This window comes from Agrobacterium sp. a22-2 (assembly GCF_012276985.1).
Taxonomy (GTDB): Bacteria; Pseudomonadota; Alphaproteobacteria; order Rhizobiales; family Rhizobiaceae; genus Allorhizobium.
The window spans coordinates 122,943-137,599 of sequence record NZ_JAAXMM010000003.1 but is presented as its reverse complement, the minus strand read 5'-3'; the positions used below and the strand labels follow the sequence as shown (position 1 = coordinate 137,599).

Here is a 14,657-nt window from a genome sequence, read left to right as displayed (position 1 = left end):
CACAATCATGCTGCACTGCCGAAAAATGCGCCACCAATCCAGGCTGCTTCATTTATCGCCGCGAGCCATTGACAAGTCTATCTCGTTCAGTCTTGATATGTCTGTCCGATAAAGCAGACATATGTCCGGTATATTGGATTTCAAAGAAGCGCTCAATCTCAGGGGAACGCCATGACCATTTCCTTCCGCGCCGGCATGATGTCGCTGGTCGCCGCCACCTTCCTTTCTTCCACTCCGGTCCTCGCCGAAGGCAGCAAGCTCGATGCCGTGCTTGCACGCGGCCATCTTGTTCTCGGCACCGGCAGCACAAATGCGCCGTGGCATTTCAAGAGCGCTGACGACAAGCTGCAGGGTTTCGACGTCGACATGGGCCGCATTGTCGCCAAGGCACTGTTCGGCGACCCGGACAAGATCGAATATGTCAACCAGTCGTCCGACGCCCGCATTCCCAACATCACCACCGACAAGGTCGACCTGACCTGCCAGTTCATGACGGTGACCGGGGAGCGCGCCCAGCAGATCGCCTTCACCATTCCCTACTACCGCGAAGGCGTTGGCCTGATGCTCAAGGCTGACGGCAAATATGCCGACTATGCTGCCCTGAAGGCCGCCAGGTCTTCGGTGACGATCTCGGTCCTGCAGAATGTCTATGCCGAAGCCATGGTGCATGCCGCCCTGCCGGAGGCGACGGTCGACCAGTACGAGTCCGTCGACATGATCTATCAGGCACTGGAATCCGGCCGCGCCGATGCGGCGGCCACCGACCAGTCGTCGCTGGCCTGGTACATGACCCAGAACCAGGGCCGCTACAAGGATGCCGGCTATGGCTGGAACCCGCAGTCTTACGCCTGCGGCGTCAAGCGCGGCGACCAGGATTGGCTGAACTTCGTCAACACCGCCCTGCATGAGGCAATGACCGGCGTCGAATTCGACTTCTATGCCGCATCCTACAAGACCTGGTTCGGCAAGGAACTGGCCCCGCCGCAGATCGGCTTCCCGGTCGAGTACAAGTAAGCCTCAAGGCCTGCTATCGGGATGAAGGTTACACCCTTCGTCCCGTCTCCATTCTCTGTGACGGGACCTTCCCATGGGTTACACCCTCAATTTTGCCGCCGTCTGGCGCAGTTTCGACCAGCTTCTGGAAGGACTGCTGCTCAGCCTCGGCCTAGCTTTCTTTTCCATCCTGGTCGGTGCCGTGATCGGCCTGATCGTCGCGTTCGCGCTGATCGCCAAAAGCGGCTGGGTCAAGCTGCCGGCGGCAACCTATGTCACCGTGATCCGCAACCTGCCGATCCTCGTTCTGGTGCTCTTTGCCTATTTCGCGCTGCCGCAACTGGGCGTGCGGCTCGGCAAGATCGAGACCTTCGTGGCGGTGCTGTCGATCTATTCCGGCGCCTATCTGGCGGAAGTGTTCCGTGCCGGGCTTTTGTCGATCCCCCGCGGGCTGACGGAGGCGGGTCTGGCGATCGGTCTGACGCCGATGCAGATCCGCACCTCGATCATCGCCCCGCTGATGTTCCGCAACGTTCTTCCCTCGCTGTCGTCCACCGTGATCTCGCTGTTCAAGGACACGTCGCTTGCCGCAGCGATTGCCGTACCGGAGCTGACCTTCGAGGCCCGCAAGATCAATGTCGAGACCTTCCGGGTCATCGAGACATGGATCGTCGCCGCCGGTCTCTATGTCGCCACCTGCTCGCTGCTGGCGGCGCTGATGCGCCTGCTTGAGCGGCGCCTGGTCGTACCGAGGTGATGTCATGATGGATTTATCAGCCTTCTTCGAACAGATCTGGCTTGCCCGCGCCGTCATTCTCAAGGGCCTAGGCGTGACGGTCTCGATCTCGCTCCTGTCGATCGTCATCGGGTCGATGCTCGGTGTGCTGGTCGGCCTGGCCCTGGTCTACGGCAACCGCGTGCTGCGCTTTGTCGTGCGCGCCTATGTCGACTTTATCCGTGGCACGCCTGTCCTGGTGCTGGTTCTGGCCAGCTACTATGTGCTCTCGACGATCGGCATCGAGCTTGGACCGTTCCAGGCCGGCGTGCTGGCACTGGCGGTCTTCTGCTCGTCGCATGTCGGCGAGATCGTCCGCGGCGGCCTGCAGGCCATTCCGACGGGGCAGACGGAAGCGGCCAAGGCGATCGGCCTGACCTTCGGACAGACCTTCGCTTACGTGCTCTGGCCACAGGCACTCAGGCAGTTTCTTCCGGCATGGGTCAACACCTCGGCCGAGATGGTCAAGGCCTCGACGCTGCTCTCGGTGATCGGCGTCGCGGAACTGCTGCTGCGAACCCAGGAGATCATCTCCCGCAATTTCATGAGCCTGCAGTTCTATTTCGTCGCCGGCTTTCTCTATTTCGTTATCAACTACGGCATCGAACGTTTCGGCAAATATGTCGAGCGCAAGACCGCCGTTCCGTCGTGAGGGCTCCCGCATGAGCAAGATACTTCTCGAAATCCAGGGGCTTCGAAAGCAATACGGCCCGGTCGAAGTGCTGAAGGGCGTCGACTGCACCATGCACGAAGGCGAGGTGATCTCGATCATCGGATCGTCCGGCTCCGGCAAGACCACCATGCTGCGCTGCATCAACATGCTGGAGGAATTCCAGGGCGGGCATATTCGCCTGGCCGGCGAAGAGATCGGCTACGAGCACGCAGGCCCGGTTCGCAAGCGCAAGAGCGAAAAGGAAATCGCCCGGCAGCGGGCGATGACGGGCATGGCCTTCCAGCAGTTCAACCTCTTTCCGCACATGACCGCGGTGCAGAACGTCATGCTCGGCCTCCTCAAGGTGAAGAAGATGAGCCGCGACGAGGCCCGCGTGCTTGGTGAGACATGGCTCGATCGCGTCGGGCTGACCGGCCGCGGCGACCACTATCCCGGGCAATTGTCGGGCGGCCAGCAGCAGCGTGTCGCCATTGCCCGCGCGATTGCCATGGCGCCGCAGCTCATGCTGTTCGATGAAGTGACCTCGGCGCTCGATCCGGAACTCGTCGGCGAAGTTCTTCAGGTCATCAAGGGTCTGGCCGCCGACGGCATGAGCATGCTGCTGGTCACCCACGAAATGCGTTTCGCCTACGAGGTCTCAAGCCGCGTGATCTTCATGAACCAGGGCGTCATCTGCGAGGAAGGCGACCCCAAGGACATGTTCGTCAGGCCTAAAACCGAGCGGCTTGCCGAGTTCCTCAAGACCTCCAGCTTCAACTAAAAGACCAGCTTTAACGACAAGAAAAGAGAGCATTTCATGACGATCAAACGTTACGGCGCCGGCGAATCCGGTGCAGGCGGACAGCCCCTTCCCTTCGCGCGCGCGGTCGAAGCAAACGGATGGCTTTACGTGTCCGGCCAGGTGCCGATGGAAAAGGGCGAGATCGTCCGCGGCGGCATCGTGGCAGAAACCCACAAGGCCATCGAGAACCTCATTGCCATCCTGCATGAGGCCGGTTACGGCGTCGAGGACGTGGTGCGCGTCGGCGTCTGGCTCGACGATCCCCGCGATTTCTGGAGCTTCAACGGCGTCTATGCCGAGTACTTCGGCGAGAACCCGCCAGCGCGCGCTTGTGTTCAGTCGCGGATGATGGTCGATTGCAAGGTAGAGGTGGACTGCGTGGCCTATCGCGCCGATCGCGCCTGACAAAATTGTGGAGAAGAGCATGACCGAGGCCGCAGGCGATACGATCTCGCGACGCACGCGGGGACTGGATCGCGCTTTCGAGATCCTCGAGTTCCTGCGCGTCAAGCGCCAGCCCATGCGGCCAAACGAGATCGCCTCGGAGATCGGCGCCCCCCGCTCTTCGATCTACGAACTCGTCAACCTGCTGCTCAGTCACGGCATGCTGGACTACCAGGGGGGCGATGGCCGGGTGTTTCTCGGCCGCCGCCTCTATTTCCTCGGAACGGCCTATGCCGAACAGTTCGACCTGATGCGGGAATGCGACCGCATGCTCGTGCGGCTTGCCGAGGAAACCCGCGAGACAGCGCAGATGTGCCTGCTGGAAGGCCGCAAATACACCGTCGCCATGATGCGCGAGGGCATCCGGCCGTTTCGCATTTCCTCCAATGTCGGCGAACTGGTCTCGGTCCCCTGGACCGCCTCGGGCCGCCTGCTGGTCTCGCATCTGAGCGACCAGGAAATCCTCGACCTGATCCCGGCGGAAGACTTCGTTCTGCCGAACGGCCGGCTGTTCGAGCCCGCCGACTTTATCGCCCAGGTGCGCCAGGCCGGCCGCGACGGTTACTTTACCTTCAACAGCGAAGTCGAGAACTTCACGCAATGTTTCGCAGTGCCGATCCACCAGGCAGACGGTGCCTGCATTGCCACGCTGTGCCTGGTTGCTCCCCGCGAGGATGGCCTGCGCAATCGTGACGCCTATCTCGACAGCCTGCTGACGGCCGCAAACGAGATCTCGGAGAAACTGGGCTTTCATTCCGATCGCGATCAGCAAGCGCGAAACCGGGTCGGCAGCCAGTGACCGTCATCGCGCAGAGCGGCAGAAAATGCATGCGAAATCGCGAGCGAGGCGCGGCAAAAGACAGGTGCGCAAAAGGGGCGATTGCCCCTGAACAGACAGAAGATCGAGGGACCGATCGGTGAGGAATGCGGTCTCACTGTCCTCGGTTGCGAACGAGGCAGACTCGTCGTATCGGCGCAAGTCGAACACGCCGCCGCGTCCAAGGTCCGGGTCGGCGATCCGCATCGCCCTTGCGCTTGAGGCGGATCGCTACGGCGTCTTCGGAATTGAACCCGAGCTTTGCTGCAACTCCCTTGTGCAACTCTATGCAGGCGGCGTAGACCCCGGATGTCGAGGAGTGGCACGGAAACAGGTCATGCGGCCGCCGCCTGGCCCGTTCGCTGCTGCTTGTAGCGGATCAGATCCTTGATCGAGATCAGCGGCAGGTCATGGAGCCGGCAAAACTCCCGGAGATCTGGAAGGCGGGCCATCGTGCCGTCATCATTGGCAACCTCGCAGATGACGCCTGAGGGACGTTTTCCCGCCAGTCGCGCCAGGTCGACCGCAGCCTCCGTATGCCCCGGTCGTCCCAACACGCCGTCCGGATGCGCCCGCAGGGGGAAGATATGGCCTGGACGGGCAAAGTCGTCTGCTCTTGTCTTGTCGTCCATCAGGGCCCGCACGGTGGCGGCCCGATCCGCGGCCGAGATGCCGGTCGTGGTCCCATGGATGTAGTCGACGGAAACGGTGAAGGCCGTCTTCAGGTATTCCGTATTCTTCGGAACCATCAGGGGTATGTCCAGCGCATCCAGTCTCTCGCCTTCCATCGCCACGCAAACCAGTCCGCGTGCATGCTTCATCATGAACGCGATCGCCTCGGGCGTCACTGCATCCGAGGCGATGATGACGTCGCCCTCGTTTTCGCGATCTTCATCATCCACGACGACGATCATGCCGCCCCGTGTCAATGCGTCGATTGCATCTTCAATTGTCGAAAGTGTCATTCCTGTGCCTTTCAAGGGTCACCGCATGTGCGGCCAAACCACGGCCTTCCGGCCGCCATCCATCCCTTGGGCGAACAAAGCCTACGCCTTCCCCTTGCGGGTGGCGTCGCAGACGTTGTCCTCTTTCATCCGGACTGTGACCGTCGGCTCCGGCATCGCACCGGATCTGCTGCCTTCCACCGAAGTGGAAGCGCTCGCGGGCTCCCGGCAAAGCCGGATACCGCCGGTGGGGAATTGCACCCCGCCCTGAGAACAATCGAAAGATAAGTATACTTCCGGAGCAATTTCAAGCGCTAAAGAAAAATCGCTGCAGATTCCAGGCGACCCGGCCGGCTCACCAGCAGCAGAAACCGCCATCGACGAGCAGATCGACGCCCGTGACGAAGCTTGCCGCATCCGACAGGAGAAAGACCGCCGGTCCGACCATCTCGTTGACCGTCGCCATGCGCTGCATCGGCGTCTGTTCCTCAAACAGCTTGGTCTGGTGGACCATTTCGGGGCGTGTATTCATCGGGGTCGCCGTGTAGCCTGGGCTGATGGTATTGACCCGAATGCCGCGGCCCACCCATTCCATGGCCATGGATTTCGACATGTGGATGACGCCGGCCTTCGACGCATTGTAGTGGCACTGGTTCAGGCCGCGATTGACGATCACCCCGGACATGGAGGCGATATTGACGATCGATCCGCGGCCGTTCTTCAGCATGGCTCGGGCTTCAGCCTGGCAGGACAGGAAGACGCCCTTCAGGTTGATGTCCATCATCGTCTGAAACTGGCTCTCCTCCATCTCTTCAGCCGGATTGGCATTGGCGATACCGGCCGCGTTGACGGCCAGGGTCAGCGGCCCCAGTTCCGCTTCCGTGCGCGCGACGGCGTCGTTCAGCGCAGCCGACTGCGTGACATCGGCAGCGATCCTGATGCTGCGGCGGCCGGTCGCCTCGATGAATTTTGCGGTATCGGCAAGGCCCTCGTCCGTGCGCCTGTCCAGCAACGCGACATCGGCGCCGCATTGGGCAAGTCCTATGGCGATCCGCTGGCCTATGCCGCTGCCCGCCCCCGTGACCAAGGCGACATTGCCGCTAAGATCAAACAGCTTTGGTGCATTCAGTGTGATGTCCGACATGAATTTCGATTCCCTTTCAAATCGTTGCCAGTTCCATGACCGAGACGTCGTTGGCGTCCTTGCGGTCCAGGATACCGGCCTGCTTTCCTTGCGCCATGACCATGATGCGATTGGAGACGCCCAGCACTTCTTCCAGATCCGAGCTCACCACAATCACAGCCACGCCCTCGCGGGCCAGATCCATGATCGTATCGTAGATCGACGACCGCGCGCCCACATCGATGCCGCGGGTCGGCTCGTCCAGGACGACGACTTTCGGCTTGCGGGCGAGCCATTTCGCCAGCACCACCTTTTGCTGATTGCCCCCGGACAGTTCTCCGGCATTCTGGCCGCCGCGACCCTTGACCCCGAATTTCTGGATATAGGCGTCGGCAAACTGGCTGAGCCGCCGCGACGTCACCCAACCGCGACGCGAGACTTCCTCCAGGTTGGCATAACCGATGTTTTCCTGGATGGAATGCTCCAGAACGAGGCCCTGGAGCTTGCGATCTTCGGGCACCAGAACAATGCCGCGGCGGATCGCGTCGCGCGGCGAGCGCAAAGGGATGGCCTCGCCATTCAGCAGGACGTCGCCGCTGGCAATCGGATCGGCGCCTGTGATGGCGCGCACCAGTTCGGTTCGGCCCGCTCCGACCAGGCCGGCGATCCCGAAGACTTCGCCGCGCCGGACCGAGAAATTGATATTGTTGAAGGTCCCAGCCGGGGACGAGAGGCTGCGCACTTCCAGCGTCACATCCTGTTGCGGCTCGGGAATGGCCGGGAACATGCGCTCCAGCGAGCGGCCGACCATGGCCTCCACGATGGTGCGAACCGGCACGTCGCCGCTGTCGAATTCCTGCACCTTGGAACCGTCGCGCATGACGACGATCCGGTCGGCGATCTGCCGGATTTCCTCCAACCGATGAGAAATATAGATGATGCCGACGCCATCGGCCTTCAGGCGTTCGATCTGCCGGAACAACAGCTGCGTTTCATCGCCGCCCAGCGCTGCCGTCGGCTCGTCGAGAATGAGCAGCTTGGCATTGAGCGTCATCGCCTTGGCGATCTCGATCAGCTGCTGTTTTGCCGTGGAGAGACCTTCCACCACGCGGCGAGGCGAGACATCCAGCCCCAGGCGCTGCAAGCCGGCATGGGCTCGCTCCTCCATGGCATGGCGATCTATGCGACCGCCCTTCATAAGGTAGCGCCCGACGAAGACGTTTTCGGCAATGGACAACTGCGGCAGGAGCTTGAGCTCCTGGTGGATCATGCCGACACCGACATCCATCGCGTCACGGGGAGAGGCCGGGGCGTAGGGCGCCCCGAACCATGTCATGTCGCCGGCGGATGGCTGAACGGCGCCGGAAACGATCCTCGAAAGAGTCGACTTTCCTGCACCGTTCTCGCCAAGCAGTGCCACGACTTCCCCTGCCCCGACATCGAGATCGATGCCGTGGAGCACCTCCAGCGACCCGTAGACCTTACGGATCTGGCGGAGGGAAAGGATGGGAGGGAGGTCCTTGGCAGTCATGGCACTATCTTCCGCTGTGGATCAGGGATGCTCGGCGACGTACTTGGCTGCATTTTCCGGCGTCGTCAGGAAGCCCGGAAGCAGTTGCTCGGCCGGCAGCTTCTCGCCGGCAGCCAGCTTGATGGCGCTGTCGACGGCCAGGCGACCAATGCCGCGGACCTGCTGGGTTGCCGTCGCATCGAAGCCGCCCTGGGCAAGGATCGGCAGAGCCGTCGTGTCGCCGTCGAAACCACCGACATAGATGCGCTGCGACACACCCGAGACCTTGACGGCCTGAGCGGCACCGAGCGCCAAGCCGTCCGCCTGGGCGAAGATCAGCGAGACTTCAGGGTTTGCCTGGAGCAGGTTCTGGCCGATGTTGAGGCCTTCGGCCTGGGACCACTGCTCGCTCCACTGCTCGGCCACGAGCTCGACGCCCGCGTTTTCGCCGATCGCCTTCATGCAGCCCTTGGTGCGCTCGACTTCCGGTGTCGTGCCCTTCTGGCCGTGGATCATCAGCATCTTGCCCTTGCCGCCCGCCAGGCCGATGATGTGCTTGCAGACTTCGTAGGCGGATGTGGCGTTGTCGGTGGCAATGAAGGTGTCGCCCGGTGCGCCGTCGGCGTTGCGGTCGACGTTGACGACGGGGATGCCGGCTTCCTTGGCGAGACGGGTCGGGACTGCGGCAGCCGCAGCGCCGGCGGGAATGTAGATGAAGGCATCGATGCCCTGCGTCAGCAGGTCCTGAACCTGGCTGACCTGGGTCGCTCCGTCATTCTTGGCGTCGACGGTGATGACCTCAATGCCCTTCTCCTTGGCATAGCTTTCGACACCGATCTTGATCTGGTTGAAGTAGTCGGCCTGCAGGTTGGAAACCGCGAGGCCGATCTTCTTCACTTCAGCTGCCGAAGCGCCGAGGGGAATGAGGGCCGTGGTCGCCAATGCTGCGGCAGCCAGAAGAACAGTCTTGATTTTCATGGTAGATCTCCTCCGTTGGATTCGGGCACCCGCTACCATCGCAGGACCGAAGTTTTAGCCTGGCGTCTCGCCGGGCGGTGAACTAGCGGCAGGGCCGCCAGACTTTGGCGCAAAGCCAAATTTCATTTTCGTTTGAAGGCCTCCGCCGCAACCGCAAGGGCAATGACCACGCCGATGACGACCGCCTGCGTAAAGGGTGAAACACCCAGCAGGTTGAGGCCATTGCGCAGGACGCCAATGATCAGCACGCCGATGATGGTGCCGAGGATGCCGCCCTTGCCGCCGCTGAGGCTGGTACCGCCGATGACGACGGCTGCAATCGTATCGAGTTCATAGGAGACACCTGCCGTCGGCTGGACGGAGTCCAGCCGCATCGCCAGGACGACGCCGGCAAGCCCTGCCAACAGACCAGAGACGACATAAACTCCGACTGTGTAGAGATTGACGTTGATGCCGGCGAGACGCGCCACTTCCTGATTGCCGCCGATCGCATAGAGCGAACGGCCGCCCGACGTGTAGCGCAGATAGAGCCAGCCGAGCACGAAGACGATCAGCATGATGGCCACGGTCAGGGTCAGGAATCCGCCGAAGCGGGTATAGGCGAGCAGGCTGAACCATGTCGGAAATCCGACGATCTGTTGGCCGTCGGTGATCATATTGGCAAGGCCGCGTGCGACAGACATCATGGCAAGCGTTGCGATGAAGGCGGGCACCCCGAGTGCGGTGATTAAGATCCCGGATATCGCGCCGGTGACACCGGCGGCAACCAGCGCCAGCCCTATTCCCAACACCAGTGGAAAACCGACCTGATTGGCGAGATATCCCATGACCATCATGGTCAGGGCCATGACCGAACCGACCGCGAGATCGATGCCACCGATCAGGATCACCAGGGTCATGCCGACCGCCATGATCCCGAGCACGGTGATCTGGTCGAGGATATTGAGGAGGTTGCGAACGGACATGAACTTGTCGGTCGCAAAGGATAGGAAGATGCACAGCAGGATAAGCCCGATCAGCGGCCCTGTCGCCCCTCTCAGCACGGAAAACACGCCCGAGCTTACGGTTCTGTTTTCATCTTTCACGGACGCGAGCATCCAGCCCTCCCAGTTTCATGCACCGCACCGCTTGGCTTTCGGTATAGCATAAATATTCATGCTTGTGTGGAAATTCGTATCCGATCAAACTGCACCCTGTCAACCACCCATCGAGCAATCGGCGCCGGATTATTTTCGCGTCTCTGGCTTGACACCCCGGCAGCAAATGCAATTATATTGGCAATAGCATAATTATTCACGACGAGGATTTCATGCAGCCGAATGATCTCGACCGCATCGCCCGACAGATACGCCTTCGCGATCTGCAAGCGGTTTACGAAGCAGGCGCCGGCCATATCGGCGGCGAAATGTCGGCCATCGACATCCTGACCGCGCTCTATTTTCAGGTGCTGCGCCTCTGGCCGGAACAGCCGAAACACCCGGACCGCGATCGGTTCGTGCTGTCGAAGGGTCATGTCGCGCTGGCACTTTACGTCACGCTCGCCAAGCGCGGCTTCCTGCCGGAGGAGGAAATCTCGACCTTCCTGAAGCCGCACTCGCGACTCAACGGACACCCGAACTGCAACAAGGTGCCCGGCGTCGAGACAAATACCGGACCTCTGGGCCACGGGCTCCCGGTCGCGGTCGGCATGGCCAAGGCCGCCAAGCTGACGGGCGCCGGCTATCACACTTACGTGCTGACAGGTGACGGCGAGATGCAGGAGGGTTCGAACTGGGAGGCGATTTCATCGGCAGCCCAGTTCAACCTCGATAACCTGACCCTCATCATCGACCACAATCGTTTCCAGCAGGGTGCGTCGCTGAAGGACACCAACAACCTGGCCCCCTTTCCCTCCAAGCTGGAAGCCTTCGGCTGGGACGTCACGGAAATCGACGGCAACGCCATGAGCGAGATCGTCCCGGCACTGCAGCATCGCACAACACGCCCGCACTGCATCGTCGCCCATACCAACAAGGGGCAAGGGATTTCCTTCATGCAGGACACGGTCGACTGGCACCACAAGGTGCCGAACGCCGAACAGTATAAAATTGCCGTGGCCGAGCTTTCGGAGGTGCTATGATGAATGCCGTGACGACATCTCCCAAACTCCACGATTGCCGCGACGCCTTTGTCTCCGTGCTGGAACGTCTCGGAGCGGACAATCCCAAGATCGTCGCCGTTTGCAACGATTCCGTCGGATCCTCCAAGCTTGGCGGCTTCAAGGCCAAGTGGCCGGAACGACTGGTCAATGTCGGCATCGCCGAACAGAACATGGTCGGCGTCGGCGCCGGTCTTGCCAATGGCGGCCTTCTGCCCTTTGTCTGTGGCGCCTCCTGCTTTCTTACGGGCAGGTCGCTGGAACAAGTCAAGGCCGACATCGCCTACTCGAATGCCAATGTAAAACTGATCGGCATCTCCTCGGGCATGGCCTATGGTGAGCTTGGCCCCACGCACCACTCCATCGAGGATTTTGCCTGGATGCGCGTGCTGCCGAACCTGCCGGTGATCGCACCCTGCGATTCGATCGAAACGGCGGCCGCTGTGGAATGGGCGGCACAGTATCAAGGACCGGTCTTTTTGCGCCTCTCCCGTGTCGGCGTCCCGGATCTTCTCCCCCCCGGCCACAGGTTCGAACTCGGCAAGGCCAATCTGCTGCGCGACGGCGATGCCCTCACGCTGATTGCCAACGGCACCTTGACCCATCGCATGATGAAAGCGGCGGACCTGCTGGCCGCAGAAGGCATCGAGGTGCGTGTTTTGAACATGGCGACCGTGCGCCCCATCGATGTGGATGCCATCATCGCGGCAGCAGCTGACACCGGCGCCATTCTGAGCGCGGAGGAACACTCGATCTTCGGCGGCCTTGGCTCTGCGATCGCGGAAGTCGTCGTGGCCGAGGCTCCCGTGCCGATGAAGATCCTCGGCGTGCCGGGCATATTCGCACCGACCGGATCGGCAGAAGCCCTTCTCGACGAATTCGGCATGTCGCCTGATGGCATTGCGTCGGCGGCCAAGGCATTGATTGCCCGAAAAACCGCTCGCAACTGACATCGTTCACGCTGATAACAACGGGACGCGACCGATCCATGCGGCGGCCGCGCCCACCACTTTTCCGGAGCCAGCATGACCACCGCGATCCTCGCCATTGACCAGGGCACCACGAATTCGAAGGCGGTGCTTGTCGCGACCACGGGCGAGATCCTGTCGCGCGGCGCCTCGCCCGTCGGGCTTTCCCTTCCGCAGCCGGGCTGGGTCGAGCAGAGCCCGGAACGCATCTGGGCGTCCGTGCAGGAGGCGATTTCCACATGCCTTGCCAACGGGCCGACGGTGGAGATCCTGGGAATAGCCATCTCGAACCAGCGCGAATCCGTGACGATCTGGGACGCCGAGACGGGAAAACCGCTTGGCCCGGTCATCAGCTGGCAGTGCCGCCGCAGTGCCCCGGCCTGCGCCGAGCTGAATGCCGCCGGTCATTCCGCTACGGTTCAGGCCTTGACGGGCCTACCGATCGACCCGATGTTCCCTGGCCCCAAGATGAAATGGCTGCTCGATCGCGCACCCGCCGGCCGGCCTGTTCGCCTCGGAACGATCGATTCCTGGCTGATCCATTGCCTGACGGATGGCGCCATACATGCCTGTGACGCATCGAACGCGGCCCGTAGCCAACTCTATGATCTCACCCGTCAGGTCTGGAGTGACGACCTCTGCGACCTGTTTGGCGTGCCAGAGGCGGCATTGCCGCAGGTACGCGACAGCGCAGCCTTGTTCGGGGAGACGCGCAACGTTTCCGGACTTGCCGATGGGATCCCGATCGCTGCGGCGATCGGGGACAGTCACGCCGCCCTGTTCGGCCATGGCGCCTTCAATCCGGGTGACGGAAAAGTAACATTCGGCACGGGCTCTTCCATCATGACGACCCTGCCCCGCTTCATTGCGCCTGAACTCGGCATCACGACGACGATCGCCTGGTCGATCGACGGCAAGCCGACCTATGCATTCGAGGGCAATATCCTCGTTTCGGCAGCGGCCTTGCCCTGGATGGTCGAGATCTTGGGCCTCCCGGATGTCCAGGCGCTGGTGGACCTGGCGGCGACCGCCGCACCTTCGGGGCCAGGCTTCGTGCCGGCCTTTGTCGGCCTGGGCGCACCCCATTGGCATGCCGATGCGCGGGCGCTTTTTTCCGGCATCACCTTCAACACGACACGCGCCCAGATGGCCCGGGCGGTCACGGATTCCATGGCCTTCCAGGTCCATGATGTCTTCAAGGCGATGTCGGCGCAGTCTCCCACACCGCTTGGCCGTCTTTATGCCGACGGCGGACCGAGCCAGAATACCTTCCTCATGCAATGCGTGGCGGATACGCTGGGTCACGAACTCTTCCAGTGCGATGCGCCGGAGGCGTCCGCCCTGGGCGCTGCCTATCTCGCCGGCCTGTCGCTTGGAATCTGGTCCGACCTTGCAGTGATCTCCGCACTGCCCCGCGCCAGGACCGCGCTTGCGCCGCGGCCGAACGATGCCGGCGAGCGTCTTCAGGTCTGGCAGGACGCAATCTTCCGCTCGACCGTTCCCACGACTTCAACTATGGGTGAATAAAAATTCACACCCTGGAGGGACCATGGGACGCCTCAACGAGCTTCGACTGATTGCCCGCATTGCACAGATGTATCATGTCGAAGGCAAGCGCCAGGCAGAGATCGCCGTCACCATGCACATGTCCCAGGCGACGGTGTCGCGCATGCTGAAGCGTGCGGAGGTGGAAGGCATCGTCCGGACCACGGTCATCCCGCCGCCGGGCACCTTCGCCGATCTGGAAACCGCCCTGCGTGAGCGTTACGCCTTGACGGAAGCGATCGTCATCGACTGTTCCGAGGACCGCGACGGCGCCATCATGGCGCGCATCGGAGAGGCCGCGGCGCATTTCCTTGAGGTCACGCTTCAGCAGGACGAGATCATCGGTGTTTCAAGCTGGAGCCAGACGATCCTGCGGATGGTCGACAACATTCATCCCCTCAAGACCGGCAAGGCCAAATACATCGTGCAAATCCTGGGTGGCATGGGCGAGGCTTCCGTTCAGACCCACGCCACGCAACTGACCGCGCGTCTCGCCAAACTGACCGGAGGGGAACCGCGGCTGCTGCTCGTGCAGGGCATCACCTCGTCGCGTGAGGCGAAACTGGTGATGTTGGCCGACCCGGTCGTGCGCGGCACGATGGACCTGTTTGGCCGGTTGAGTCTCGCCATCATCGGCATCGGCGCGGTGGAGCCATCGGAACTGCTGGCCCGCTCCGGCAATGTCTTTTCCCGCCAGGAGATGGCGATGCTGAACGAGGCGGGTGCGGTCGGCGAAATATCGTTCCGCTTCTACGACAAGGATGGCAGGCCGGTCGAGACACCGCTCAACGAGCGGGTCATCGGCATAACCCTCGAAGACCTCAAGAAGGCCGACCGCGTCATGGCGCTGGCCGGCGGAGAATCAAAGACGCAGGCGATCGCCGGCGCCCTGAAACTGGGCGTCATCGATGTCTTCGTCACAGACAAGTTCACAGCAGCCAGACTGACGGCCTGATCTCACCCGAGACG

The 14,657-nt window shown here is 61.9% G+C and carries 15 protein-coding genes and 1 riboswitch; of the genes, 10 read left to right on the top strand and 5 right to left on the bottom strand.

Going from position 1 to position 14,657, the window contains the following annotated elements; translation table 11 throughout:
* Positions 1 to 171: 171 nt before the first annotated feature.
* The 6 genes from HFC70_RS06120 to HFC70_RS06095 all read left to right on the top strand — a co-directional run bounded on the left by HFC70_RS06120 (position 172) and on the right by HFC70_RS06095 (position 4,465).
* Complete coding sequence (locus HFC70_RS06120; protein ID WP_168472334.1) at positions 172 to 1,014, top strand: transporter substrate-binding domain-containing protein; 843 nt, start codon at positions 172 to 174, stop codon at positions 1,012 to 1,014.
* A gap of 73 nt (positions 1,015 to 1,087) precedes the next feature.
* Complete coding sequence (locus HFC70_RS06115) at positions 1,088 to 1,750, top strand: amino acid ABC transporter permease (protein WP_168472333.1); 663 nt, start codon at positions 1,088 to 1,090, stop codon at positions 1,748 to 1,750.
* Positions 1,751 to 1,754: 4 nt separating this feature from the next.
* A complete protein-coding gene (locus HFC70_RS06110) occupies positions 1,755 to 2,420 on the top strand; it encodes an amino acid ABC transporter permease (protein ID WP_168472332.1) in 666 nt (221 codons plus the stop codon).
* A gap of 10 nt (positions 2,421 to 2,430) precedes the next feature.
* Entirely contained in the window at positions 2,431 to 3,201 is a 771-nt protein-coding gene (locus HFC70_RS06105) for an amino acid ABC transporter ATP-binding protein (protein WP_168472331.1), read from the top strand.
* Between the two features lie 36 nt (positions 3,202 to 3,237).
* Positions 3,238 to 3,627 (top strand): RidA family protein, encoded by a 390-nt coding sequence (locus HFC70_RS06100; protein WP_168472330.1) that lies wholly within the window; start codon positions 3,238 to 3,240, stop codon positions 3,625 to 3,627.
* A 19-nt stretch (positions 3,628 to 3,646) separates the two neighbouring features.
* Positions 3,647 to 4,465, top strand: a complete 819-nt coding sequence (locus HFC70_RS06095) for an IclR family transcriptional regulator (RefSeq protein ID WP_168472329.1) — start codon at positions 3,647 to 3,649, stop codon at positions 4,463 to 4,465.
* A 353-nt stretch (positions 4,466 to 4,818) separates the two neighbouring features.
* On the opposite strand, the gene ribB is transcribed toward HFC70_RS06095, so the two are convergent.
* From ribB to HFC70_RS06070, 5 genes are all read right to left on the bottom strand, one after another.
* Positions 4,819 to 5,448: a 3,4-dihydroxy-2-butanone-4-phosphate synthase gene (gene ribB, locus HFC70_RS06090; protein WP_168472328.1), complete on the bottom strand. Its 630-nt coding sequence runs from the start codon at positions 5,446 to 5,448 to the stop codon at positions 4,819 to 4,821.
* A gap of 113 nt (positions 5,449 to 5,561) precedes the next feature.
* Positions 5,562 to 5,706: riboswitch (FMN riboswitch) on the bottom strand.
* 76 nt (positions 5,707 to 5,782) lie between these two features.
* Positions 5,783 to 6,571 (bottom strand): SDR family oxidoreductase, encoded by a 789-nt coding sequence (locus HFC70_RS06085; RefSeq protein ID WP_168472327.1) that lies wholly within the window; start codon positions 6,569 to 6,571, stop codon positions 5,783 to 5,785.
* A gap of 16 nt (positions 6,572 to 6,587) precedes the next feature.
* Positions 6,588 to 8,081, bottom strand: a complete 1,494-nt coding sequence (locus HFC70_RS06080; protein ID WP_168472326.1) for a sugar ABC transporter ATP-binding protein — start codon at positions 8,079 to 8,081, stop codon at positions 6,588 to 6,590.
* Positions 8,082 to 8,102: 21 nt separating this feature from the next.
* The gene (locus tag HFC70_RS06075) at positions 8,103 to 9,038 is read right to left on the bottom strand and encodes a substrate-binding domain-containing protein (protein ID WP_168472325.1); all 936 of its coding nucleotides are present in this window, start codon (positions 9,036 to 9,038) and stop codon (positions 8,103 to 8,105) included.
* Positions 9,039 to 9,160: 122 nt separating this feature from the next.
* A complete protein-coding gene (locus HFC70_RS06070) occupies positions 9,161 to 10,135 on the bottom strand; it encodes an ABC transporter permease (RefSeq protein WP_168472324.1) in 975 nt (324 codons plus the stop codon).
* A 212-nt stretch (positions 10,136 to 10,347) separates the two neighbouring features.
* On the opposite strand from HFC70_RS06070, the gene HFC70_RS06065 reads away from it, so the two are divergent.
* The 4 genes from HFC70_RS06065 to HFC70_RS06050 all read left to right on the top strand — a co-directional run bounded on the left by HFC70_RS06065 (position 10,348) and on the right by HFC70_RS06050 (position 14,643).
* Positions 10,348 to 11,157, top strand: coding sequence for a transketolase (locus HFC70_RS06065; RefSeq protein WP_168472323.1), 810 nt, complete (start codon positions 10,348 to 10,350; stop codon positions 11,155 to 11,157).
* Entirely contained in the window at positions 11,157 to 12,125 is a 969-nt protein-coding gene (locus tag HFC70_RS06060; protein ID WP_168472322.1) for a transketolase family protein, read from the top strand. Before HFC70_RS06065 ends, HFC70_RS06060 begins: the two co-directional genes overlap by 1 nt.
* A 75-nt stretch (positions 12,126 to 12,200) precedes the next feature.
* The gene (locus HFC70_RS06055) at positions 12,201 to 13,670 is read left to right on the top strand and encodes an FGGY family carbohydrate kinase (RefSeq protein WP_168472321.1); all 1,470 of its coding nucleotides are present in this window, start codon (positions 12,201 to 12,203) and stop codon (positions 13,668 to 13,670) included.
* Between the two features lie 22 nt (positions 13,671 to 13,692).
* Positions 13,693 to 14,643, top strand: a complete 951-nt coding sequence (locus HFC70_RS06050) for a sugar-binding transcriptional regulator (RefSeq protein WP_168472320.1) — start codon at positions 13,693 to 13,695, stop codon at positions 14,641 to 14,643.
* Positions 14,644 to 14,657: the final 14 nt, after the last annotated feature.

What these genes read in the sequence shown, in the direction of transcription:
- HFC70_RS06095 (WP_168472329.1), top strand. Translation starts at nt 3,647, where the DNA reads ATGACCGAGGCCGCAGGCGATACGATCTCGCGACGCACGCGGGGACTG.
- HFC70_RS06080 (WP_168472326.1), bottom strand. Translation starts at nt 8,081, where the DNA reads ATGACTGCCAAGGACCTCCCTCCCATCCTTTCCCTCCGCCAGATCCGT.
- HFC70_RS06055 (WP_168472321.1), top strand. Translation starts at nt 12,201, where the DNA reads ATGACCACCGCGATCCTCGCCATTGACCAGGGCACCACGAATTCGAAG.
- ribB (WP_168472328.1), bottom strand. Translation starts at nt 5,448, where the DNA reads ATGACACTTTCGACAATTGAAGATGCAATCGACGCATTGACACGGGGC.
- HFC70_RS06120 (WP_168472334.1), top strand. Translation starts at nt 172, where the DNA reads ATGACCATTTCCTTCCGCGCCGGCATGATGTCGCTGGTCGCCGCCACC.
- HFC70_RS06085 (WP_168472327.1), bottom strand. Translation starts at nt 6,571, where the DNA reads ATGTCGGACATCACACTGAATGCACCAAAGCTGTTTGATCTTAGCGGC.
- HFC70_RS06065 (WP_168472323.1), top strand. Translation starts at nt 10,348, where the DNA reads ATGCAGCCGAATGATCTCGACCGCATCGCCCGACAGATACGCCTTCGC.
- HFC70_RS06050 (WP_168472320.1), top strand. Translation starts at nt 13,693, where the DNA reads ATGGGACGCCTCAACGAGCTTCGACTGATTGCCCGCATTGCACAGATG.
- HFC70_RS06070 (WP_168472324.1), bottom strand. Translation starts at nt 10,135, where the DNA reads ATGCTCGCGTCCGTGAAAGATGAAAACAGAACCGTAAGCTCGGGCGTG.
- HFC70_RS06075 (WP_168472325.1), bottom strand. Translation starts at nt 9,038, where the DNA reads ATGAAAATCAAGACTGTTCTTCTGGCTGCCGCAGCATTGGCGACCACG.
- HFC70_RS06110 (WP_168472332.1), top strand. Translation starts at nt 1,755, where the DNA reads ATGATGGATTTATCAGCCTTCTTCGAACAGATCTGGCTTGCCCGCGCC.
- HFC70_RS06115 (WP_168472333.1), top strand. Translation starts at nt 1,088, where the DNA reads ATGGGTTACACCCTCAATTTTGCCGCCGTCTGGCGCAGTTTCGACCAG.
- HFC70_RS06060 (WP_168472322.1), top strand. Translation starts at nt 11,157, where the DNA reads ATGAATGCCGTGACGACATCTCCCAAACTCCACGATTGCCGCGACGCC.
- HFC70_RS06105 (WP_168472331.1), top strand. Translation starts at nt 2,431, where the DNA reads ATGAGCAAGATACTTCTCGAAATCCAGGGGCTTCGAAAGCAATACGGC.
- HFC70_RS06100 (WP_168472330.1), top strand. Translation starts at nt 3,238, where the DNA reads ATGACGATCAAACGTTACGGCGCCGGCGAATCCGGTGCAGGCGGACAG.